Here is a 23,289-nt window from a genome sequence, read left to right as displayed (position 1 = left end):
CGGCGAGCGCTGTCCAAGATGTATTCGCCACCCCATTGAGACGCGATCGAGGACAATCGCCCGCCACCAGGGCGCTTCGGACGCGGGCTTCAGGACAGGCGCTTACGGCACGTACTCGCCCGGTGTCGGCAGTACCCGTTCCGCGACCTTCAGCACGTTGTGCAGGGCCGCCGACTCGTTGCCCGCGCGCCAGGCGAGGGCGATCGGGAGCGGGGCCACCTCGCCGGCCAGTGGGCGCAGGACCACGTGCTCCAGACGGATGTGGCGCGCCGACTCCACCACCAGCGCCACGCCCACCCCGGCCCCGACCAGCGCCAGCAGGTTGTAGGAGTCCGGTGCCTCCTGGGCGACGCGCGGCGAGAAGCCGGCGGCGTGACAGGCGTGCACCAGCGCGTCGCGCACCGCCGAGCCGCGCGCGGCGGGGAAGGTCACGAAGCGCTCCCGCGCCAGCGCGGCGACGTCGACCGCGTCCCGCGCGGCCAGCGGATGGGTGTCCGGCAGCGCCAGGACCAGCCGCTCGACGCGGACGACCCGGGAGAGGATGCCGCGGCGCACGGGGAGCGAGACGAAGCCGAGGTCCAGGGTGCCGTCGGTGATCCGGCCGAGCGCCTCGCCGGAGTAGACCTGGCCCTGCAAGGACAGCTCGATGCCGGGGTATTCGGAGGTGACCGCGCGGGCCAGCGGCGGAAGTGCCGCGTAGCTGCTGGCGCCCGCGTACCCCACAGTGACCCGGCCCGCCTCGCCGAGGCTGACCGCCTGCACCGTACGGCGCACGGCGGCCGCGTCGGCGAGGAGGTTGCGGGCCGGTTCCAGCAGGGCCTGGCCGGCCGCGGTCAGCCGTACCGAGCGGGTGGTGCGGTCGAAGAGGGCGGCGCCCAGGTCCCGCTCCAGCAGCCGGATCTGCTGGCTGAGCGGGGACTGGGCGATGTGCAGGCGTTCCGCGGCCCGGCCGAAGTGCAGTTCCTCGGCGACGGCCACGAACCCGGTGAGATGGCGCAGTTCCACGCGCCGCACCTTCTCAGGGCGCGTGACCGCGGCTCAAGCGCGGTGACCGGGCCCCCGACCGGGCGGCCGGGTTCCGGCGGGGTTCCGGCCAGGCGCGAGCGCGTCCCGGAGGAAGTCGCGCTGGAACAGGAGGAGATTCTCGTTCACCCGGTCGTCGGCCGGGGCGTGGGTGGCGCCGGACAGCGGCAGGACCGTGTGCGGGCGACCCGCGGCGAGCAGTTCGGCCGAGAACCGCAGCATGTTGGCGGGCGTGACGTTGTCGTCCGCGAGGCCGTGGATCAGCAGCAGCGGGCGGCGCAGCAGATGTCCCCGGCCGACCAGCGAGGACCGTTCGTAGTTCTGCGGCTCCTCGGCGGGGTGGCCGAGGAAGCGCTCCTTCCAGTACGTGTCGTACAGCCGCTGGTCGGTCGGCGCGGCACCGGCCACCGCCGCGTGGAAGATCTCCGGGCGCAGCAGCACCGCGGCGGCGGCCAGGAACCCGCTGAAGGACCAGCCGCGGATCACCACCCGGTCCAGGTCGAGGTCCGGGAACTGCTCGGCCGCCGCGTGGAGCGCGTCGACCTGGTCCTCCAGGGCGGGCGTCAGCTGGTCGCCGTGTACCGCCTTCTCCCACTCCGGGCCGCGCCCCGGCGTGCCGCGCCCGTCGGCGACCAGCACGGCGAAGCCCTGCTCGGCGAACCACTGCGAGACACAGGCGGCCCAGCCGCGCGCGGCGACCGCCAGCTGCATGCCGGGTCCGGCGTACGGGTCGAGCAGTACGGGCAGCGGGCCCGCACCCGGCTCGTACCACGAGGGAAGGTACAGCGCGGCCCGCAACTGCCGGGTGCCGAGGACGAGATGGCGTGGGCGCGGGGTGACGACCGGGTCCTCGGCGAGGGAGCGGATGGCGGCCACCGCGGAGGTCTCCGTCCCGTCCGTCCGGCGGACCTCCGCGTACGGCCCCTCCGGGGTCAGCCCGTGGAACACCGCCGTGCCGCCGCGGATCGCGGCGCTGTGCGTCCCGGGGCCCTCGCTCAGCCGCACCGGCCCGGTCGCCTCCGGATCGTGGCACCACACGTGCGTCTCCACGGGGTCGTCGGAGGCGGTGAAGTACACCCGCTCGCCCTCCGTGCCCAGCACCTCGCGCACCTGGAGGCCGGCCGGCGTGACCTCCTTGCCGCCGACCGCGAGGTGCCGGGTGCCGGCCACGTCGTGGGTGCGCACGAGTGCGCCGGACGCGGTCCTGGCGGGCGTGCCGGGCACCAGCTCCACCCAGGCGGGGTCGGTCCGCTCGTCGAGGAGCGAGGTCGCGCCGGTGTCCGGGTCCACGGCGAGGGTGCGCAGCGTGCGCTGGTTCCGGGACTGCACCCCGATGAGCGGGCCGTGCGCGTCCCAGCCGACGGTGGCCAGGTACTCGTACGCCGCCCGGTCCCACACCACCTCCGTACGGCTGCCGTCCAGGCCGTACACCCACAGGCTCACGTCCGCGTTGTCCGTGCCGGTCAGCGGGTACCGGATCGCGCGCGGCGGCCGGTCGGGGTGTGCCGGGTCGCTGATCCACCGCCGGTGTACGGGTGTGGTGTCCACCCGCGCGACGAGCAGCCGCGCGCCGTCCGGCGACCACCAGTGGCCGCGCAGCCGGCCCATGGACTCCGCCGCGCAGTACTCGGCGAGCCCGTAACTGATCTCCGGGCCCTCGGTGGCGGCCAGTTGCCGGTCCCGGCCGGCGGCACCCGCACCGGCCACCGCGTCCGGTACCTCCACGATGTGCAGCGAACGGCCCGTCACATAGGCGATGTGCCGGCCGTCGGGGGAGGGGCGCGGGTCGACGACGGGTCCCGCTGCCGGTACGGAGAAGGGTGCGCCGCCGTCCGTGCGCACCGCCCACAGGGCGCCGCCCAGCGCGAAGACCGCGAGGCGCGCCGCGCGGTCGGTGGCGTACGCCACCACACCGGCGGAGCGCTCGCGGGCCCGCTCGCGGCGCAGCCGTTCCTCCTCCGGTACCTCGCCCCCGCCGCCCACCAGCGCCGTCGGGTCGGCGAGCAGCCGCTCGGCGCCGTCCGCCAGCAGCCAGAGCCGGCCGATCGGGTCCCGGCCGCCCCCGGTGCGGGTGAACAGGACGCGCTGCCCGTCGGGGGAGAGCGTGAAGTTCCGTGGCAGGCCCAGCGAGAAGCGGCGGGTGCGGGCGAATTGGCGAGGGAAGGCGGCGCTGTCGGAAGTGTCTTTGGAGTCCATGGAGGAGTCCTATCGGCTGGGCGGCGGCCTCGGACAGTGAATAGTCCGTGTGTGAATCGATTCATCACTTCAGTCCAACCCGTTGACCGCAGCAGGGTCTCTCCTTACCTTGTGCAGCAAGCGCTTTCCTTGAACGATTCAATGAACGGACTCGGGACACCGGGATACGTGCGGAGGACGGACTGTGCGTGCCAGCGGAAGAGTTGACCGGCGCGGCCTGCTCAAGATCACGGGTGGCTCGGTGGCCGCCCTCGGTCTGACGGCGGCGGGCTGCGGCACCGGCGGGGGATCGGCGGACGGGACCGTCACGATCCGGTACGCATGGTGGGGCGCCGACGACCGCGCCAAGCGGATCAACGAGAGCATCAGGCTCTTCGAGAAGAAACACCCCAAGATCAAGGTGAAGACCGACTTCCAGGACTACGTGGCGTTCTGGGAGAAGTTCCAGACCCAGGCCGCCGGCGGCAATCCACCGGACGTGTTCCAGAACGCGATCGCCTTCCTGCGCAAGTACGAAGAGCGGGGCGTGCTGCTCGACCTGAAGCAGCAGGTCGACGCGGGCCGCCTGAAGATGACGGGCTTCCGGTCCGGGCTGGAGAAGGCCGGCGAGGTCGACGGCAAGCTGCTCGGCGTGCCGGTCGGCTCCAACACGATGTCCCTCGTCATCGACGAGAAGGTCTTCGCGAAGGCCGGCGTCGCACCGAAGCAGGGCTGGACGTGGAAGCAGTACTTCGCCGCGCTGAAGAAGATCCGCGACACCCAGCACCGGGCCGGCGACACCGGCTACTACAACGTGATGTACCTCTACGACCTCTACCTGCGCCAGCACGGCAAGGCGTTCTTCACGAAGAACGGGCTGGGCTTCGACGAGGCCGACCTGCGGGAATGGTGGACCGAGGCCCGCAGCGGGGTCGGCTCGGGACTGCTCGCGGACCCCAAGAAGGTCGTGCAGCTCAAGCCCAAGTCGGCGCTCTCGGACGGCCTCGCGGCCTCGGAGTTCACCTGGGACAACTTCTCGGTGCGGTACTCCTCCGAAGGGGACAGCACGTACGGGCTGGCGCCCGTCCCGAGCGCCGACGGCAAGAAGACCGGGCAGTACCTGGCGTCACTGATGCTCAGCGCCTCGGCCCGCACCCAGTACCCCCAGCAGGTCGCCCAGTTCATCGACTTCATGGTGCACGACCCCGAAGTCGGCCGGATCATGGGCTACGACCGGGGCGTCCTCGCCACCAAGGCGCAGTACGAAGCGTTTGAACCGACCGACCCGGTGAACAAGTCGATCGCCGCCTACGAGGAGCGGACGGCCGCGGCCGGCGTCCTCGGGCCGGTCACCCCGCACCCCGCGGGCGCCGACACCGTCGAGGCCGCCTTCCTGCGCATCGGGGAGGACATGGGGCTGGGCAAGACGAAGGTCGCCGACGCCATCCAGCAGTTCTTCTCCGAGGCCAAGACCGCGCTGGCCGGCTGAGGGAGACACCAGTGACGCTCGTCAAGGACTCCCCGCCGGGCCTGCGGCAGGCCCGGCCCCGTAACCCCGCGGCCGTGCGGCGCCGCGGCCGCCGCGACAATCTCGCCGGCTACCTCTTCCTGTCCCCCTGGATTGCCGGATTCGTGCTGCTCACCGCGGGCCCGATGATCGCCTCGCTCTACTTCGCCTTCACCGACTACAACCTCTTCAACACCCCGTCGTGGATCGGCCTGGACAACTTCACGAAGATGTTCGCCGACCCCCGGTGGCGCAAGTCGGTCGAGGTCACCGCCAAGTACGTGGTCATCGGCACGCCGCTGAAGCTGCTGCTGGCGCTCGGCGTGGCGCTGCTGCTCGCCCGGAGCCGGCGCGGCCAGGGCTTCTACCGTGCGGCGTTCTACGCGCCCTCGCTCATCGGCGCGAGCGTCACCGTCGGCTTCGTCTGGCGCGCGCTCTTCTCCGACGGCGCGCTCGTGGACCGCGCGCAGTCGCTGCTCGGCACGCACGTCGGCGGCTGGGTCGGCGACCCGGAGTGGGTGCTGTACTGCCTGGCGGCGCTCACGGTGTGGCAGTTCGGCGCGCCCATGGTGATCTTCCTGGCGGGGCTCAAGCAGGTGCCGCGCGAGCTGTACGAGGCGGCCGCGGTGGACGGCGCCGGGCCGCTGCGGCGGTTCTGGAGCGTCACCCTGCCGATGATCTCCCCGGTGCTGTTCTTCAACGTCCTGCTGGAGACCATCCACGCATTCCAGATCTTCGGCTCGGCGTACGTCGTCTCCAACACCAGCTGCGGCCCCGCCGATTCGACCCTTGTCTACACCTGTTACCTCTACCAGAAGGGCTTCAAGGAGGCCCAGATGGGCTTCGCCTCCGCGATGGCCTGGATGCTGCTGCTCGCCGTGGCGCTGGTGACGGCGGTGCTGTTCTGGTCGCAGAAGCGGTGGGTCCACTACGAGGAGGCGGCCCGATGAGCGCTGTCGGCACGTCCCGTACGCGCTCCGGTGTCGCCTGGCACCTCGGCGCCCTGGCGGTCCTCGCGGTCGTCCTCTACCCGGTGGTCTGGGTCATCGGCGCGGCGTTCAAGCCCAGCAAGGAGATCGTCGGCAGCCTGGAGCTGTTCCCGGTCCGGCCCGTGCTCGACAACTTCCGCGGCCTGGCCGACGGCATCGCCGACATCCCGATCACCACCTTCTTCGGCAACTCGCTGTTCTATGCGGTGGGTTCCGTCGTGGGTGTGCTCTTCTCCGCCTCGCTGACGGCGTACGCGTTCGCCAAGGTGCGGTTCGCCGGGCGCGGGCTGATGTTCACGCTGATGATCGGCACGCTGCTGCTGCCGTACCACGTGCTGCTGATCCCGCAGTACGTCATGTTCCAGAAGCTCGGGCTGATCAATACCTATGTACCGCTGCTGCTCGGGAAGTACCTGGCCACCGAGGCGTTCTTCGTCTTCCTGATGGTGCAGTTCATGCGCGGCCTGCCGCGCGAGCTGGACGAGGCGGCGCGGCTCGACGGCTGCGGGCACCTGCGGATCTACTGGTCGGTCGTGCTGCCGCTGTGCCGCCCGGCCCTCATCACCAGCGCGATCTTCACGTTCATCAACGCCTGGAACGACTTCATGGGCCCGCTGATCTACCTCAACGAGCCCGCCAAGTACACCGTTTCGCTCGGCATGATGATGTTCCGGGACCAGGAGGGCGTGGCCAACTACGGCGGCATGATCGCGATGGCGCTGGTGGCGCTGCTGCCCGTGCTGGCGTTCTTCCTCGCCTTCCAGCGGTACCTGATCGACGGCATGGCCACGTCCGGGCTGAAGGGCTGAGGGCCGGCCATGACGACGGCGAGCGGGACACGCACGGCGGCGACGCGAGGGAAGGCCGGGGAGTCGCCGTTCCGGGAGCGGTTCGGGCTCTTCGCCGAGGCGCTGCTGACCGGGGTGTGGATCGGCCTGGCCGCGCTGCCGCTGGTCACGTATCCGGCGGCGTTCGCGGCGGGCGCCCGCCACCTGCGGCGCCACCTTGCGCACGAGCCCTCCGGGCTGCGGGAGTTCGCGGCCGATGTCCGCGCTGCGGCCCGCCGGGGCTGGCTCGTCGGTCTCGGCGGCTGGGTCGCCTGCTGGCTGGCGTGGCTGGACCTGGCGGCGGTACGCGGCGGGGTGCCCGGCGGGCCGCTCGTGGGCGCGGCAGGCCTCCTCGCGCTGTGCGGGGCCGCCGTTGCGGGGCTGCGGGCGGCCGCCGTCTGGGAGCCGGGGGCGTCCTGGCGGGCGCTGCTCGCCGCCGCGGGCCGGCGCACGGTCCTCGACCCGGCCGGCTCGTTCCTCCTGGTGGGCGGGGTGGCCGTGGTGGCACTCTCCGCCTGGTTCAGCCCGCCGCTGGCCGTCCCGGTGCTCGGCGCCCTCACCGCGGCGGCGCTCGCGGTGGAGGAGCGGTACGCGCGGCGTCACCACTGATCTCGACCAGCCAACGGAAAGGAACAACGATGTCCCCGATCCCCCGCAGAGCCCTCCTGAAGGCGGCCGCGGTCGCCGGCGCCGCCGCCCAGTTCAGCTGGGCGCTCGGCAGCGCACCGGCGCACGCCGCAGGCCCGGCCGGCAAGCAGGCCGCGGGCGGCCCCGTCGAGCTGAGCTGGCTGGAGGACGGCGGGCTCGGCGCGGCGCCGGGTTCGACGCTCGGCGTGCCGTGGCCGAAGGGCGCGTACGCCAAGGACCAGACGTTCACGCTCACCGACGACGGCGGCGCGTCCGTCCCCGTCCAGACCTGGCCGCTGGCGTACTGGCCGGACGGCTCGCTGAAGTGGACCGCGCACGCGATCGGACCGCAGTCCGCCGCCGAGAAGTACACCCTGAAGGCCGGTACCCCCGCAGCGCCCGCCAAGAAGGTCACCGTCGACCGCAAGGGCGGCACCGTCGAGGTCGCGACCGGCGTCCTCACCGCCCGGATCGGCACGAGCGGCGCCACGCTCGTGAAGTCCGTCCGCCGGGGCGCCACCGAGATCGCCAAGGACGGCCGGCTGGTGCTGCTGCGCCAGGGCGAGCTCGAGGACGGCGACCAGGGCACCCAGAAGTACGAGCGCTTCGAGAGCGCCATCGGCGAGGTGACGGTCGAACAGGACGGGCTGGTCCGGGCGGTCGTCCGCATCGACGGCACGCACCGCCGCGGCCACCGCTCCTGGCTGCCCTTCTCCATCCGCCTGTACTTCTACGCGGGCGCCGACTCCTTCCGCATGGTGCACACGATCACGTACGACGGGACCCAGGAGCCCGGCAAGGCGAGCGGGGACTTCATCCGCGGGCTGGGCGTGCGCTTCACCGTGCCGATGCGCGACGAGACGTACGACCGGCACATCCGCATCGGCGGCGACGGCACCGGACTGCTGCGCGAGGCGGTCAAGGGCGTCACAGGGCTGCGCCGCGACCCGGGGGCCGCCGTGCAGGCCGCCCAGTTCGAGGGGAAGAAGCTGCCAGACCCGGCCACCTGGGACCAGCGGGTGACCAGCCGGCTGCAGCTCATCCCCGAGTGGGGCGACTACACGCTCTCGCAGCTCTCCGCCGACGGGTTCACGGTGCGCAAGCGCACCAAGAAGGGCCACGGCTGGATCGCGGCGGGCGGCGGCCGCCGCGCCTCCGGCTTCGGTTACGTCGGCGGCGCGAGCGGCGGGCTCGGCTTCGGGCTGCGCGACTTCTGGGAGAAGCACCCGGCCGGGCTCGACATCCGGGGTGCTCAGACCGACGAGGCCGAGGTGACCCTCTGGCTCTGGTCGCCCGAGGCCCAGCCCATGGACCTGCGCTTCTACCACGACGGCATGGGCCAGGACACGTACGAGAAGCAGCTGAACGGGCTGGAGATCACCTACGAGGACTACGAGCCGGAGTTCGGCACCCCGTACGGCATCGCCCGCACCAGCGAACTCCTCTTCTGGGCCCACGACGCCACGCCCGCCGCCGACGCGCTGGCCCGCCAGGTGGAAACGGTCCGCCGGCTGCCCCAACTGGCTGCGCCGCCACGCCAGTTCATCACCGCCGGCGTCTTCGGTCCCGGCCTCTACTCCGAGCCCGACCGCACCACGCCTGCCAAGGCGAAGATCGAGGACCATCTCGACTTCCTCTTCACCTATTACAAGGACCAGGTGGAGATGCGGCGCTGGTACGGCTTCTGGGACTACGGCGACGTGATGCACTCCTACGACCCGGCCCGCCACCAGTGGCGCTACGACGTGGGCGGCTACGCCTGGGACAACTCCGAACTCTCGCCCGACCTCTGGCTCTGGTACGCCTATCTGCGCTCGGGCCGCGCGGACATCTTCCGCTTCGCCGAGGCCATGACCCGGCACACCGGCGAGGTCGACGTCTACCACCTCGGCAAATGGGCCGGGCTCGGCACCCGGCACGGCGTCCAGCACTACGCCGACAGCGCCAAGCAGCAGCGCATCGCCAACACCACCTACCGCCGCTTCTACTACTTCCTCACCGCCGACGAGCGGGTCGGCGACCTGATGCACGCCAACGTCGACTCCGACGAGACGTTCCTCGTCCTCGATCCGCAGCGCAAGGTACGCCCCGACCCCGACTACAAGCCCGACCGGCACGCCCTCTCCATCGGTTTCGGCACCGACTGGTCGGGCCTGGTCTCGGCCTGGTTGACCGAGTGGGAGCGCCGCGGCCCCAAGTGGGAGAAGGCCAAGGCCCGGGTGCTGTCCACCATGGAGACCATCGCGGCGCAGCCCAACGGCTTCGTGCAGGGCAGCGGCCTGTACGACCTGGACACGGGGAAGTTCGCCGTCGCCGAGAAGCCGGCCGTCAGCGTCTCCCACCTCTCCGCGGTCTTCGGCCTCAACGAACTGTGCGCCGAGCTGATCGACCTGGTCGACAACGAGAAGTTCGAGAAGGCGTACCTCGACTACTGCCGCTACTTCAACGCCACCAAGGCCGAGCAGAAGGCCCGTTACGGTGCCGACTTCGGCAGCCTGATCCTCTTCCAGGGCCACTCGCGCCTCGACGCCTACGCCGCGCACCGCACGGACGACGACAAGCTCGCCCGGCGCGCGTGGGACAAGTTCTACCACTCCGACGGCTACCAGGAATCCGCGCCCTGGAAGACGGAAAAGGTCACCGGGCCGGTCACCCTCGTCCCCGGCAGCGAGGCCAACTGGGTCTACACGAACGACACAGCGCTGTACGGCCTCGCCGCCATCGAAAACCTGGCACTGCTGGGTGACCGGATGCCCGGCTGAGGTCAGGGGGTCTGAATCAGCGGGCGCGGCGGCGTCGCCATGCCGCCGCCCAAGAAGAAGCTGGGGTGGGGCGGTTGGTTGTAACCGGAGTTCTGCCAGGCCAGGCCGGTGCGGTACATGGTGTCGTGGAGCAGCGTGGTGATCTTCGTGCCGGTCTCGTGGGGCGTGGCGTAGATCCGCAGGTTGCGGTTGTCGGAGGTGCGCCAGACGACCTCCTCGCGCCAGTCGCCGAGGAGGTCGCCGGAGAGCACCGGCGTCGCCTTGGTGCCGTTGTTCGAGGACACCGACGCACCGGTCAGCAGGCGCGTGTCGCCGTCCGTTCCGTACTTGTCGATGTGCGTGCCGTCGAGGAGTTCGCGGGTGGTGTCACCGTCCCACCAGCTGAGGAAGTTGGCCGAGGACGGCTCGCGGCCCTTGGCGGCGCCCGCCTCGTCGCGTACCTGGGTGTCGGAGGCCGACCACATCTCGGCGCCCGCGTTGCCGGACCAGATGTCGCCGGCCACGCCGCGCCCGTTGTCGCAGCACGCGGCGAGCTTCCACCGGACCGCGCCGCTCTTCGGGTCGAGGTACAGCTCGGCGGGCTGACCGCTGGACTCGGAGACCTTGAAGTACTCCAGGCCCGGCGTGCCCGGGTCGAGGTCGCCGAGGTGCTGGGCGTCTCCGTGCCCGGTCTTCGCGGTCCACAGGCCGCTGCCGTTGTCGTCCACCGCCATCGCGCCGTAGACGACCTCGTCCTTGCCGTCGCCGTCCACGTCACCGACGGAGAGACTGTGCGAGCCCTGGCCGTCGTAGCCCTTGCCCTTGTTGGTGGAGGAGTCGGTGTCGAAGGTCCAGCGGCGGGTGAAGGCGCCGTCGCGCCAGTCCCAGGCGGCGATCACACTGCGGGTGTAGTAGCCGCGCGCCATGATCAGCGAGGGCCGGGAGCCGTCCAGGTACGCCGTTCCGGCGAGGAAGCGGTCCACGCGGTTGCCGTAACTGTCGCCCCAGGACGCCACGTTGCCGCGCGCGGGCACGTAGTCGGTCGTGCCCATCGCGGCGCCCGTGCGGCCGTTGAACATGGTCAGGTACTCGGGCCCGGACAACACGTATCCACTGCCGTTGCGGTGGTCGGCGGAGGCCGTGCCGATCGTCTTTCCCTGACCGTCGACCGTGCCGTCCGCGGTCTTCATGGCGACCTCGGCCTTGCCGTCGCCGTCGTAGTCGTAGACCTGGAACTGGGTGTAGTGCGCGCCCGAGCGGATGTTGCGGCCGAGGTCGATGCGCCAGAGCCGGGTGCCGTCGAGCTTGATGCCGTCGACGATCGTGTTGCCGGTGTAGCCGGACTGGGAGTTGTCCTTGGCGTTCGTCGGCTGCCACTTCAGGACGAAGTCCAGCGCGCCGTCACCGTCGAGGTCGCCCACCGACGCGTCGTTGGCCTCGTAGGTGTACGCCACGCCGTCCGGGGTCGTGCCGCCCGCCGGGGGTGTGATCGGCACGTCCTTGTACCCGGCGCGGAACTGCACGGCATGCACGGAGTCGCCCTGCTCCTTGCCGTCGACGACCGCGCGGACGGTGTAGTCGGCCTGTTCGGGGGCGCCGGCGTGGAAATAGTTCGTGGAGTCGGTGACGGGGGTGGAGTTGACCTTCGTACCGGACCGGTAGACGTTGAAGGAGACGGCGTCCGGGTCGGTGCCCAGCCACCGCCAGCTGATCAGGTTGCCACTGCTCGTGTGGACGCTGACCACGCCGCGGTCCAGCTTCTCCGCCTGGCGGGCGGTGGCGGCGGCCGAGGTGCCCGGCAGCGCGGCGAGCCCCGCCGCGGCGAGCGCGCCGGTCACGGCGGCGGTGACCAGGGCGCGGCGGAGTCTGCGCCGGCGGGGGACGGTGTGCGGATGCTGCATGGTGCCTCCTGCGGTACGGGGGTTGTCCGTTGCACCGAGGTGGGCGCCGGGCCCCCAAGGGTTGCCGCCGCTTGTCAGGCCATCGCGGCGCCCCTAGCCTGTGTTCGAATTTCCGATGGGTGGCCGAAATGCCGAACGCAACGCAGGGGTGGGTGACCGGATCCGTGGACGGACCAGCGGTCGAATGCGCCGACGCCGCCGCGGAGTTCCGCGCGTTCTTCGAGCGCCACCACGCCGAACTCGCCCGGCTCGCACGGCTGTTGACCGGGGACGCCGAAGGGGCCGACGACCTGGCGGCCGACGCGCTGGTCGCCCTCTGGCGCCGCTGGGACCGCGTCCGGGCGGCCGACCACCCGGCCGCGTACGCCCGGGGCGTCGTGGCCAATCTGGCCCGCAGCCACATCCGCAGCGCGATCCGCGAGCGCCGCCGCATCACCCTGTTCTGGGCCCAGTGCTCCGAGCACGCCGAAGCGCCGGACGTGCCCGCCGTGGTCGATGTCCAGCAGGCGCTGCGCACGCTGCCGTTCCGCAAGCGGGCCTGCGTCGTGCTGCGGCACGCCTTCGATCTGTCCGAGCGGGAGACCGCGCTCGCCCTCGGCATTTCGGTCGGTACGGTGAAGAGTCAGACGTCCAAGGGGATGGCGCAGCTGGAACGGCTGCTGGGCCCCCGTACCACTACGGAACTGATCGGCGGGCGTGCGTGAACGACGACCTGCGCCGGCGGCTGCGGGAGGCCGCCGCGGCGCACCGGCCGGACCGGGAGCGGATGCTCGCCCGGGTCGAGCGCGGCATGGCGGCGACCGGGACGCCGGACCCGCGGCGGTCCGGCGGGGCGGCGCCGTGGCTGCGCGTCGCGGGCGCCACGGCGGCCGTCGCGGCGGTCCTGGCGGCGGGCGGCTACGGCGCGTCCGTGGTACTGCGCGGGCAGGACGGCGGCGACCGGCCCGGCCCCCTCGCCCCACCCGCGCACAGCGCCCCGCCCACGCACAGTCCCCCGCCCGCACCCAGCACCCCGCCACGCGGTCTCCGCACCGAGGACGGTCCGCTCTGGAGCGACGGCTCCGTCGACCCGCACAGCAACACGTACTGGGCCCAGAGCAACGTCACCCTGAAGACAACGGCGCCGTTGACCTCCCTCACCGTGGAGCTGCGGATCGCGCGCACCGGCGGGGTGACATCGACCGGCGCCTGGCGCACGCTGCCCGAGGGCGACTTCACCTTCCGTACGGACACCGAGGACGGCTTCCTCGTGTACCGCTGGCGGCTCAAGCGGGGGCGGACGGTGCCCGCGGGCACGCACGTCTTCGCGGGGCAGTACGACCACGCCCGCGGCGGCCGGGACGCCGGCGCCGACACCTACACGGCCTCCGCACGGTCAGGCGGTGAACAGCTGGCAGTACGTGGCGACTTCGCCCCGCACGGCCGCTGAAAAAACCTCTTCCGGCCCGGCAACCCCTTCCGCCTCCGGTGGCGACCAGACGACGCAAGTCTCACCCCCACCGAAGGAAACGGGACATGACATCAGCAGAAAAGCGGTCCGCCGGCCGCCACCGCAGGTCGCTCAACCGCCGCAGGGCCGTGGCCGGCGGGATCGCCGCGCTCGGGCTGACCGGCGCGGCCCTCGTCACCAGCACGACGCTGAGCAGCGCGGGCGCCGCTGCCGCCTGGCCGACGCCCGGCGGCAGCCAGGCGGTCAGCAAGACCATCGAGGTGTCCGGCACCTACGACGGCGGCCTCAAGCGCTACTACGGCAGCGGTGACCTGGGCGGCGACGGCCAGGAGGAGGGCCAGGACCCGATCTTCAAACTGAAGGACGGCGCGGTACTCAAGAACGTCGTCATCGGCTCCCCGGCCGCCGACGGCGTGCACTGCTCGGGCACCTGCACGCTGCAGAACGTGTGGTGGGAGGACGTCGGCGAGGATGCCGCCACCTTCAAGGGCACCTCCTCCGGCGCGACGTACACGGTCACCGGCGGCGGCGCGATGAAGGCGGACGACAAGGTCTTCCAGTTCAACGGCGCGGGCAAGCTGAACATCAGCGGCTTCCAGGTCTCCGACTTCGGCAAGCTCGTGCGCAGCTGCGGCAACTGCTCGACCCAGTACAAGCGCACCATCAGCGTCAGCGACGTGGACGTGACGGCCCCGGGCAAGTCCCTGGTCGGCATCAACACCAACTACGGGGACACCGCGACGCTGAAGAGCGTCCGCATCCACGGCGACAGCAGCAAGAAGATCAAGCCGTGCGTGCGCTACACGGGCAACGACAACGGTGACGAGCCGGTCGAAACGGGCAGCGGCCCGGACGGCACGTACTGCCGCTACTCCGCGTCCGACATCTCGTACAACTGACCCGACGCTCCGTCAGATCGTCCGTGGCGGCCGTTCTCTCACGAGTTCTTGTGTCAGAAGCGTTGACGAACCTCCTGTGGGGCTCTAGCTTCATCGCGTCGTACTTCATACGTCGTATATGAGACGTGATGCGCGAGATACGAGAACTGAGAGCGGCCGCCATGACTTTCGCCCCCGCCCCGATCCCTTCCCGCACGCAGTACGTGCTCGAAGCGGTCAAACACCGCATCCTCACCGGGCAGTTGAGCCCCGGCCAGCCACTGGTGGAGACCGAGATCGCCGCCCAGTACGGGGTCTCCAAGACGCCGGTGCGCGAGGCGCTGAAGACCCTCGCCGGCACCGGACTCGTGGTCATGAGCCAGTACAAGGGCGTCACCGTGCGGATGGTCGACGCGACCATGGCGCGCGAGGTCTACGACGTGCGGCTGCTGCTGGAGCCGGAGGCGGTCCGCCGTACCGTGCGCAGCGCCGCCTCTGTCGAGGACGCCCGCACGGCCCTGGCACGCGCCGCCGACGCCGCCGACCCGGCGGACCGGTCGCTCGCCAACCGCGACTTCCACCGCGCGCTGTACCTGCCCTGCGGCAACCCGCTGCTGTCCCGGATGCTCGACGAGGTCCGCGACCAGGCGGCGCTCGTCTCGACCGTCGCCTGGGCGGCCGTGCCGTCCTGGGAGCGGGAGGCCACCGAGCACGAGGAGATCCTCCGGCTGGTCACGGCCGGTGACGCCGACGGCGCGGCCCGCGCGGTGCACGACCACATCGCCTCGTTCGTCGCCCGGGCCTTCCCCGAGGCGGACGAGGCCCCCACCGCAGAGGGAGCGCAGGCATGACAGCGGCCGCATACGAGACCCAGCGGGCGGCGCTCGCCGACGTCGTGGCCATCCCGGTGACCCCGTTCACCGGGAACGGCTCGCTCGACACCGCGGCGCACCGAGCGGTGCTGCGCCGCCTGCTCGACGCCGGGGTGCGGACCCTGACGCCGAACGGCAACACCGGCGAGTACTACGCCCTCACCCCCGACGAGCGGCGCGCCGTCACCGAGCTGACGGTCGAGGAGGCGGGGGAGCGGGCCGCGATCCTCGTCGGCGTGGGCCACGACGTGCCGACCGCCATCGCCTCCGCGCGCCACGCCCGCGACCTCGGCGCACAGATGGTGATGGTCCATCAGCCCGTCCACCCCTACGTCTCGGCGGGCGGCTGGGTCGACTACCACCGGGCGATCGCCGAGGCCGTGCCCGAGCTGGGCGTCGTCCCGTACCTGCGCAACGCGGCGCTGAGCGGCTTGCGGCTCGCCGAACTCGCCGACGCCTGCCCGAACGTCATCGGCGTGAAATACGCCGTGCCGGACGCGGCACGCTTCGCCGCCTTCGCGCGGGACGCGGGCCTCGACCGCTTCGTGTGGATCGCCGGCCTCGCCGAGCCGTACGCCCCCTCGTACTTCTCGGCCGGCGCGACCGGCTTCACCTCCGGGCTCGTCAACGTCTCCCCGGCGATCTCCCTGAACATGCTCCGGGCCCTGCGCTCCGGCGACTACCCGGCCGCCATGAAGGTCTGGGAGCAGATCCGCCGCTTCGAGGAGCTGCGCGGCGCGAACGGCTCCGCCGACAACGTGACCGTGGTCAAGGAAGCCCTGGCCTCGCTCGGGCTGTGCCGCCGCGACGTCCGCCCGCCGAGCAGGCCGCTGCCCGAGGACGCGCGCGCCGAGGTCGCCGCCCTCGCCGCCGGATGGCCGATATGAGACGCCCGGAGGAGCTCAGGAGCCACCAGTGGTACGGCACGGACGGGCTGCGCTCCTTCAGCCACCGCGCCCGCACCCGGCAGCTCGGCTACCTGCCCGAGGAACACCTCGGCAAGCCGGTCATCGCGATCCTCAACACCTGGTCCGACATCAACCCCTGCCACTCCCACCTGCGCGACCGCGCCCAGGCCGTCAAGCGCGGCGTGTGGCAGGCCGGCGGCTTCCCGCTCGAATTCCCCGTCTCGACCCTGAGCGAGACCTTCCAGAAGCCGACCCCGATGCTCTACCGCAACATGCTGGCCATGGAGACCGAGGAGCTGCTGCGCTCGTACCCGGTGGACGGCGCGGTGCTGCTCGGCGGCTGCGACAAGTCCACGCCCGCGCTGCTGATGGGCGCCGCCAGCGTCGACCTGCCCGCCGTCTTCGTGCCCGCCGGGCCGATGCTCCCGGGCCACTGGCGCGGCGAAGTCCTCGGCTCCGGCACCGACATGTGGAAGTACTGGGACGACAAGCGCGCGGGCCTCATCGGCGACTGCGAAATGGCCGAGCTGGAGAGCGGGCTCGCCCGTTCGCCGGGGCACTGCATGACCATGGGGACGGCGTCCACGCTGACGGCCGCGGCCGAGGCACTGGGCGTGACGGTGCCGGGCGCGTCGAGCATCCCCGCCGTGGACTCCGGGCACGACCGGATGGCCGCCGCGTCCGGGATGCGGATCGTCGACCTCGTACGCCGGGCCGTGCGGCTGTCGCACCTGCTGAGCGCCGAGGCGTTCGAGGACGCCGTCACCACCGTCCTCGGGCTCGGCGGCTCCACCAACGCCGTGATCCACCTGATCGCGATGGCAGGACGCGCCGGAGTACGGCTGACCCTGGACGACTTCGACCGGATCGCCCGCACGGTGCCGGTGCTCGCCAACGTCCGCCCCGGCGGCGGCCCGTACCTCATGGAGGACTTCCACTTCGCCGGCGGCCTGCCCGGCTTCCTCTCCCGGATCACCGACCTGCTCCACCTGGACCGGCCCACCGTCGCCCACCCGACGCTGCGCGAGCAGCTGGCCGGGGCGCTGGTCCACGACGACGACGTGATCCGCACCCGCGACAACCCGGTCGCGAAGGAGGGCGGGGTCGCCGTCCTGCGCGGCAACCTCTGCCCCGACGGCGCGGTCATCAAGCACATCGCCGCCGAGCCGCAGCTCCTGAAGCACACCGGGCCCGCGGTCGTCTTCGACGACTACCGGACGATGCAGCGGACCATCAACGACCCGTCGCTCGGCATCACCGCCGACCACGTGCTCGTACTGCGCAACGCCGGGCCCAAGGGCGGCCCGGGCATGCCCGAGTACGGCATGCTGCCGATCCCCGACCACCTGCTCAAACAGGGCGTGCGGGACATGGTGCGGATCTCCGACGCCCGGATGAGCGGCACCAGTTACGGCGCGTGCGTGCTCCACGTGGCGCCCGAGTCGTACGTCGGCGGCCCGCTCGCCCTCGTACGCACCGGCGACCCGATCACCCTCGACGTCGCGGCGCGCACGCTGCGGCTCGACGTACCGGACGCGGAGCTGGCGCGCCGCCGCGCCGACTGGACCCCGCCGCCCGAGCGGTACGAGCGCGGGTACGGCGCGCTGTACACCGAACAGATCACCCAGGCCGACACCGGCTGCGACTTCGCCTTCCTCGCGCGCCCCGGCAAGGTCCCGGACCCGTACGCGGGCTGAGCGCCTGTGTCTAAACCCCGGCCGGGCGCCCGCCGCCTGGCACGCACTCTCGCGGCGTTGCCAAAAGGCCCTAGTAGCTCCGCTACGAGGACCTTCCGGCGCCTTGCGATAGCACGCACCAGACGACGCGCGCTATCCGACCGGGGTTTAGACACAGGCGCTGAGCCGCCCTCCTCCGGCGCCGCCGCGCACCGCCCGTACGGCAGGACGACCGTACGGCCGGCCATCGAACGTTCCCGAGAACGGAGAAAGAGTCATGGCCCAAGCCGCAGCCGTGGCCGAGTCACCGCCCAGAGCCAGACCCCGCCGCGGCACCGGAGCGACCCCGCGCCGGCTGCCGTACCTGCTGATCGCGCCCGCCGGGCTGCTGATGCTGGGCTTCATCGCCTACCCCGTGCTCAGCGTCTTCTGGACCTCGCTGCAGCACTACAACCCCACCAAGCCCTGGCGGAACGGCTTCGCCGGGCTGGACAACTTCACCGAGATCTTCACCAGCGACCCCCAGTTCTGGGGCACGCTGACCTTCAGCCTCAAGTGGGTCGTCGTCGAGGTCGGGCTGCAGCTGCTGTTCGGCCTGGCCCTGGCCCTGATCGTCAACCAGACCTTCGCGGGCCGGGCACTGGCCCGCGCGCTGGTCTTCTCGCCGTGGGCCGTCTCCGGCGTCCTCACCTCCGCGATCTGGGTACTGCTCTACAACTCCCAGACCGGCCTCAGCCGTTACCTCGCCGACGCGGGGATCGGGGAGTACGGCACCTCCTGGCTCTCGGACACCGCCACCGTCTTCCCCGCCGCGATCGTCGCCGACCTCTGGCGCGGGGTGCCCTTCTTCGCCATCCTCATCCTCGCCGACCTGCAGTCCGTCTCCAAGGACCTCTACGAGGCGGCCGAGGTGGACGGCGCGAGCCGGCTGCGGCAGTTCGTCCACATCACCCTGCCGCACCTGAAGGACGCCATCATCCTCTCCACGCTGCTGCGCGCGGTGTGGGAGTTCAACAACGTCGACCTGCTCTACACCCTGACCGGCGGCGGACCGGCGGGCGAGACCACCACCCTGCCGCTGTACATCGCCAACACCTCCGTCGACGCCCACAACTTCGGCTACGCGTCCGCGCTGACCACCGTCGCGTTCGTCATCCTGCTCTGCTGCTCGATGGTCTACCTGCGGCTGAGCAAGTTCGGAGGAGGCGACAAGTGACCACCGCCCAAGTCAGTACCGCGCACGTGCGAACCGCGCAGGTGAGTGTCAAGCGCCGCCGCGCCTGGGACCAGGCACCGCGCTGGCAGACCCACCTCCCGCTCGCGCTCTACCTCCTCTTCACGCTCGTCCCCTTCTACTGGATCCTGCTCTTCGCGCTCCGCCCGGCCGGCTCCACCTCGCTGGTGCCCTGGCCGATCACGTTCGAGCACTTCGCGAAGGTGTGGACCGAGCGCAGCTTCGCGACGTACTTCCAGAACAGCGTGCTCATCGCCGTGGCCACCCTGGTGCTCACCACGGTCGTCGCGCTGGCCGGCGGCTACGCGCTCGCCCGCTTCGACTTCCGCGCCAAGAAGGGCTTCATGCTGGCCCTGCTGTGCTCCCAGTTCGTGCCCGGAGCGCTGCTGCTGGTGCCGCTGTTCCAGATCTTCGCCCAGCTCCAGCTGATCAACTCGCTGGGCAGCGTCGTCATCGCGGAGACCGTCTTCCAGCTGCCGCTCTCGATGATCCTGATCAGCGGCTTCATCAGGAACGTGCCGTACTCCCTGGAGGAGGCCGCCTGGGTCGACGGCTGCGGCCGCTTCCGGGCCTTCCGCACGGTCGTACTGCCGCTGCTGCGGCCCGGCCTGGTCGCCGTCGGCTCGTTCGCCTTCGTGCACGCCTGGAACCACTTCCTCTTCGCGCTGATGTTCCTCAGCAACCAGGAGAAGCAGACCATCCCCGTCGGTCTGAACACCCTGATGGGCGCGGACAGCGTCGACCTCGGCGCGCTGGCCGCCGGCGGCGTCATCGCGGCGGTGCCCGTCGTGATCGTCTTCGCGTACATCCAGAAGTGGCTGATCACCGGCTTCAGCGCGGGGGCGGTGAAGGGATGAGCGGGCCCGGTACGGAAGAACCGCTGTCGGTCGTCCTCGTGGGCGCCCGCGGCCACGGCCGCTGGCACCTGGCCAACATTCGCCGGCTGGCCGGGCAGGGCCGCGTCCGCCTCGCCGGGGTCTGCGACCTGGCCCCGCTGACCGCCGCCGAACTCGACGGGCTCGGCCCCGTCGCGCAGTCCGACGACTTCGAGACCCTGCTCGCCGTCACCGGCGCCCGCATCGCCGTCCTCTGCACCCCCATCCCCACCCACGCCGACCTCGCGCTGACCGCCGCCCGGCGCGGCGTCCACCTGCTCGTCGAGAAGCCGCCGGCGCCCTCGTACACCGAATACCGGCGGCTGGCCGACGGCATCGCGGCGGCCGGCGTGGCCTGCAACATCGGCTTCCAGTCGCTCGGCTCGCACGCCGTCGCCGCCATCCGCGACCTGGTCGCCGACGGCGCCATCGGCGAGCCGGCCGGCATCGGCGCGGCCGGGGCCTGGGTGCGCGACGAGGCGTACTTCCACCGCGCGCCCTGGGCCGGACGGCGCAGGCTGCGCGGCACCGACGTGCTCGACGGCGTGCTCACCAACCCGCTCGCGCACGCCGTCGCCACCGCCCTCGCACTCGACGGCAGCACCGCCGCCGAGGACGTCGCGGACGTGGAGAGCGAGCTCTTCCGCGCCCACGACATCGAGTCCGACGACACCTCCTGCGTCCGCGTCACCACCGCGCACGGCGGCCGCGTCACGGTCGCCGCCACCCTGTGCGCCGAGACGGCCGCCGAGCCGTACGTCGTGGTGCACGGCACCCGGGGCCGGATCACCTTCTGGTACAAGCAGGACCGCGTCCTGGTGCAGCGCACCGGGCACGGCCCCGAGGAGAGCGTGCACGGCCGCACCGACCTGCTGGAGAACCTGGCCGACCACCTCACCCGCGGCACGCCGCTCCTCGTACCGCCCGCCGCCACCGGCGCCTTCATGCGGGTACTCGACGCGATCCGGCGCGCCCCGGACCCGGTGGCGCTGCCGCCGGACGCCTGGCACACCGCACCCGGCACCGGCACGACGGCCGGCGGGAGCACCCTCCGCCGCGTCGTCCCCGGCATCGACGGCCTCGTGGCCGCCGGCGCCGACACCCTGTCCCTCTATTCCGAACTGGGCGCCGCGTGGGCGCTCCCGGAGGAGGCGCGCTCCAGATGACCGTCACCGATCACACTCCGGCCCTGGCCCTGTGCTGCACCGGCCGGCCCGTCGCCCGGTACGCCTACCGGCCAGGCCTCCCCGCCCGGCTCGCGCCGCGCCCCTACCTGCACCCCGTGACCACCCTGCGCGGCACGCCCGTCACCGCGCTGATGCCCGCCGACCACCCGCACCACCTCGGCGTGGGCGTCGCGGTCCCGGACGTGGCGGGGCACAACTTCTGGGGCGGCCGGACGTACGTACGCGACCGCGGGCCGACCGCGCTCGACAACCACGGCGTGCAGCGGCACACCGGCTTCAACCTGTGCGACCCGGACGGCTTCGTGCAGGAGCTGAGCTGGAGCGCGGGTGAGCACGAGCTGCTGCGCGAGCGCCGCACCGTTGCGGCCACCGAACTGACCGACACCGCCTGGGCGCTGGACTTCACCTTCTCGCTGACCAACACCACCCCCGGCCCGCTCTCCCTGGGCAGCCCCGCGACCAACGGCCGCCCCGGCGCCGCGTACGGCGGCTTCTTCTGGCGCGCGCCTGAAGGAGCCGCGGCCCCGGCCGTCTTCACCGCGGATGCCGACGGCGAGGCCGCCGTGCACGAGAGCCGCGCCGACTGGCTGGCGCTCGCGGGCCGGGACTGGACGCTGGTCTTCGCCGGCGCGACCGGTCCGACCCGCAGCGACCCCTGGTTCGTGCGCACCACCGACTACCCGGGGGTCGGCTCCTCGCTGGCTTACGAGGAGCGGTTACTGCTACCCCCGGGCGACACCGTCGTCCGCCGGATCGTCACCGTGGTCGCCGACGGCCGCCTGCACCGCGACGAGGCCGCCGCGCTGGCCAGGAAGGCGGTGACGGCATGACGGCCGACGACCGGCTCACTGGCGCCGCCCGCTTCTCCGCCGACCTCGGCGACGGCACCTACCGCAATCCGATCCTCGCCGCCGACTGGTCCGACCCCGACCTCGTCCGCGTCGGCGACGACTACTACCTGACCGCCTCCAGCTTCGGCCGCGCCCCCGGGCTGCCGCTGCTGCACTCCCGCGACCTGGTCAACTGGACCCTGATCGGCCACGCACTGGACCGCCTCGAACCGGCCGCCGCCTTCGCCGTGCCGCGCCACGACTGCGGCGTGTGGGCGCCCTCGATCCGGCACCACGACGGCCGGTTCTGGATCTTCTGGGGCGACCCCGACCACGGGATCTTCCAGGTCAGCGCCGAGGACCCGCGCGGGCCCTGGAGCCGGCCGCACCTGCTCAAGGAGGGCAAGGGCCTGATCGACCCCTGTCCGCTGTGGGACGCGGAGACCGGCGCCGCGTACCTCGTGCACGCCTGGGCCAAGTCCCGCTCCGGTATCAAGAACCGCCTCACCGGCCACCGGATGCGGACCGACGCCACCGGGCTGCTCGACGAGGGCACCACCCTCGTCGACGCCGACCGCATCCCCGGCTGGTTCACGCTCGAAGGCCCCAAGCTCTACCGGCACAACGGCTGGTTCTGGATCTTCGCGCCCGCCGGGGGAGTGGAGACGGGCTGGCAGGGCGCCTTCCGCTCGCGCGGCTTCTTCGGACCGTACGAGGAGCGCGTCGTCCTCGCCCAGGGCGACACCGACGTCAACGGCCCGCACCAGGGCGGCTGGGTGCGCACCCCGGCCGGCGAGGACTGGTTCGTGCACTTCCAGGAGCAGGGCGCGTACGGGCGCCTCGCGCACCTCCAGCCGATGCGGTGGGAGGCGGACGACTGGCCGGTCATCGGCGCGTGCGGCAGCCCGGTACGGGTGCACAGGAAGCCGGCGCTGCCGCCGCAGCCGCCTGCCGCGCCGGCCACCGACGACGACTTCCCCGGCGGGCGCCACGGCCGCCAGTGGCAGTGGACCGCCAACCCCGCGGCCGGCTGGGCGCCCGCCCACAGTGGTGACGGGCTGCGGCTGACCTGCGTCCGCACCCCCGACGCGCACGACCTGCGCCGCTTGCCTAACGTCCTCACCCAGCGGCTGCCCGCACGCCCCGCCACCGCCGAGGTCGAACTGCGGCTGGAGAGCACCGAGCCGGGCGCCAAGGCCGGGCTCACCGTGCTCGGCGACGCCTTCAGCTGGATCGGGCTGGAGCGCGCGGCGGACGGCACCGTACGGCTGGTCCACCGGTTCGCGGAGTCCGTGGCCGAGCGGGAGCGGGACGCCGCGCATGCACGGCTCGCGCCGGACGGCCGGGCCCGGCTGCGGATCGCCGTCGGGCCGGGCGCCCGCTGCCGCTTCGCCGCCGACACCGGCGACGGGTGGACGCCGTACGGGCAGGTCTTCGCCGCCACGCCATGGCGCTGGGTCGGCGCCCTGCTCGGGCTCTTCGCCACGGCCCCCGCCGATGCCCGCCGCCCCGGCGCCGCGCTCTTCACGCACTTCCGCCTCACCTGCGATCAGGCCGACTGAGGCCACCGTTTTTGTCCGTACGCCTGT

19 protein-coding genes are annotated in these 23,289 nt (G+C 72.1%); 16 read left to right on the top strand and 3 right to left on the bottom strand.

Going from position 1 to position 23,289, the window contains the following annotated elements:
* Positions 1–102: 102 nt before the first annotated feature.
* Positions 103–1,005, bottom strand: coding sequence for a LysR family transcriptional regulator (locus tag ACZ4MH_RS02880; protein WP_351593120.1), 903 nt, complete (start codon positions 1,003–1,005; stop codon positions 103–105).
* Between the two features lie 33 nt (positions 1,006–1,038).
* Positions 1,039–3,219, bottom strand: coding sequence for a S9 family peptidase (locus ACZ4MH_RS02875; RefSeq protein ID WP_351593117.1), 2,181 nt, complete (start codon positions 3,217–3,219; stop codon positions 1,039–1,041).
* Between the two features lie 184 nt (positions 3,220–3,403).
* On the opposite strand from ACZ4MH_RS02875, the gene ACZ4MH_RS02870 reads away from it, so the two are divergent.
* From ACZ4MH_RS02870 to ACZ4MH_RS02850, 5 genes are read left to right on the top strand one after another with little or no spacing between them, the layout of a single operon-like run.
* Positions 3,404–4,687, top strand: a complete 1,284-nt coding sequence (locus tag ACZ4MH_RS02870) for an ABC transporter substrate-binding protein (protein WP_351593114.1) — start codon at positions 3,404–3,406, stop codon at positions 4,685–4,687.
* A gap of 11 nt (positions 4,688–4,698) precedes the next feature.
* Positions 4,699–5,655, top strand: a complete 957-nt coding sequence (locus ACZ4MH_RS02865) for a carbohydrate ABC transporter permease (protein WP_351593111.1) — start codon at positions 4,699–4,701, stop codon at positions 5,653–5,655.
* Positions 5,652–6,503 (top strand): carbohydrate ABC transporter permease, encoded by an 852-nt coding sequence (locus tag ACZ4MH_RS02860; protein ID WP_351593108.1) that lies wholly within the window; start codon positions 5,652–5,654, stop codon positions 6,501–6,503. Before ACZ4MH_RS02865 ends, ACZ4MH_RS02860 begins: the two co-directional genes overlap by 4 nt.
* Before the next feature lie 9 nt (positions 6,504–6,512).
* Entirely contained in the window at positions 6,513–7,130 is a 618-nt protein-coding gene (locus tag ACZ4MH_RS02855) for a hypothetical protein (RefSeq protein ID WP_351593106.1), read from the top strand.
* Between the two features lie 29 nt (positions 7,131–7,159).
* Entirely contained in the window at positions 7,160–9,910 is a 2,751-nt protein-coding gene (locus tag ACZ4MH_RS02850; protein WP_467753867.1) for an exo-rhamnogalacturonan lyase family protein, read from the top strand.
* A 2-nt stretch (positions 9,911–9,912) separates the two neighbouring features.
* Here ACZ4MH_RS02850 and ACZ4MH_RS02845 read toward each other — a convergent pair whose 3' ends face one another.
* Positions 9,913–11,790: a rhamnogalacturonan lyase gene (locus ACZ4MH_RS02845; RefSeq protein WP_351601843.1), complete on the bottom strand. Its 1,878-nt coding sequence runs from the start codon at positions 11,788–11,790 to the stop codon at positions 9,913–9,915.
* Between the two features lie 164 nt (positions 11,791–11,954).
* On the opposite strand from ACZ4MH_RS02845, the gene ACZ4MH_RS02840 reads away from it, so the two are divergent.
* From ACZ4MH_RS02840 to ACZ4MH_RS02790, 11 genes are all read left to right on the top strand, one after another.
* Positions 11,955–12,494 (top strand): SigE family RNA polymerase sigma factor, encoded by a 540-nt coding sequence (locus tag ACZ4MH_RS02840; RefSeq protein WP_351601846.1) that lies wholly within the window; start codon positions 11,955–11,957, stop codon positions 12,492–12,494.
* On the top strand, positions 12,491–13,219 hold the full coding sequence (locus ACZ4MH_RS02835) for a hypothetical protein (protein WP_467753860.1): 729 nt from the start codon (positions 12,491–12,493) through the stop codon (positions 13,217–13,219). Before ACZ4MH_RS02840 ends, ACZ4MH_RS02835 begins: the two co-directional genes overlap by 4 nt.
* Before the next feature lie 86 nt (positions 13,220–13,305).
* The gene (locus tag ACZ4MH_RS02830; RefSeq protein WP_351599743.1) at positions 13,306–14,139 is read left to right on the top strand and encodes a pectate lyase; all 834 of its coding nucleotides are present in this window, start codon (positions 13,306–13,308) and stop codon (positions 14,137–14,139) included.
* 161 nt (positions 14,140–14,300) lie between these two features.
* Complete coding sequence (locus ACZ4MH_RS02825) at positions 14,301–14,969, top strand: GntR family transcriptional regulator (RefSeq protein WP_351599744.1); 669 nt, start codon at positions 14,301–14,303, stop codon at positions 14,967–14,969.
* Entirely contained in the window at positions 14,966–15,877 is a 912-nt protein-coding gene (locus ACZ4MH_RS02820; protein ID WP_351599745.1) for a dihydrodipicolinate synthase family protein, read from the top strand. The genes ACZ4MH_RS02825 and ACZ4MH_RS02820 overlap by 4 nt, the downstream gene beginning before the upstream one ends.
* Positions 15,874–17,595, top strand: a complete 1,722-nt coding sequence (araD, locus tag ACZ4MH_RS02815; protein ID WP_351599746.1) for an L-arabinonate dehydratase — start codon at positions 15,874–15,876, stop codon at positions 17,593–17,595. The genes ACZ4MH_RS02820 and araD overlap by 4 nt, the downstream gene beginning before the upstream one ends.
* Before the next feature lie 256 nt (positions 17,596–17,851).
* Positions 17,852–18,790 carry a carbohydrate ABC transporter permease gene (locus ACZ4MH_RS02810; protein WP_351599747.1) on the top strand — a complete coding sequence of 313 codons (939 nt, stop codon included), beginning with the start codon at positions 17,852–17,854 and terminating at the stop codon, positions 18,788–18,790.
* The gene (locus ACZ4MH_RS02805) at positions 18,787–19,665 is read left to right on the top strand and encodes a carbohydrate ABC transporter permease (protein ID WP_351599748.1); all 879 of its coding nucleotides are present in this window, start codon (positions 18,787–18,789) and stop codon (positions 19,663–19,665) included. The genes ACZ4MH_RS02810 and ACZ4MH_RS02805 overlap by 4 nt, the downstream gene beginning before the upstream one ends.
* Positions 19,662–20,849 (top strand): Gfo/Idh/MocA family protein, encoded by a 1,188-nt coding sequence (locus ACZ4MH_RS02800; RefSeq protein WP_351599749.1) that lies wholly within the window; start codon positions 19,662–19,664, stop codon positions 20,847–20,849. Before ACZ4MH_RS02805 ends, ACZ4MH_RS02800 begins: the two co-directional genes overlap by 4 nt.
* Positions 20,846–21,700, top strand: coding sequence for a DUF6807 domain-containing protein (locus tag ACZ4MH_RS02795; RefSeq protein WP_351599750.1), 855 nt, complete (start codon positions 20,846–20,848; stop codon positions 21,698–21,700). Before ACZ4MH_RS02800 ends, ACZ4MH_RS02795 begins: the two co-directional genes overlap by 4 nt.
* Entirely contained in the window at positions 21,697–23,262 is a 1,566-nt protein-coding gene (locus tag ACZ4MH_RS02790; RefSeq protein WP_351599751.1) for a glycoside hydrolase family 43 protein, read from the top strand. The genes ACZ4MH_RS02795 and ACZ4MH_RS02790 overlap by 4 nt, the downstream gene beginning before the upstream one ends.
* Positions 23,263–23,289 lie beyond the last annotated feature (27 nt).

It is taken from the genome of Streptomyces sp. NPDC026301 (genome assembly GCF_055567935.1).
Note: the sequence above shows the minus strand (reverse complement) of the source record. Positions and strands in the feature narration are given on the sequence as shown.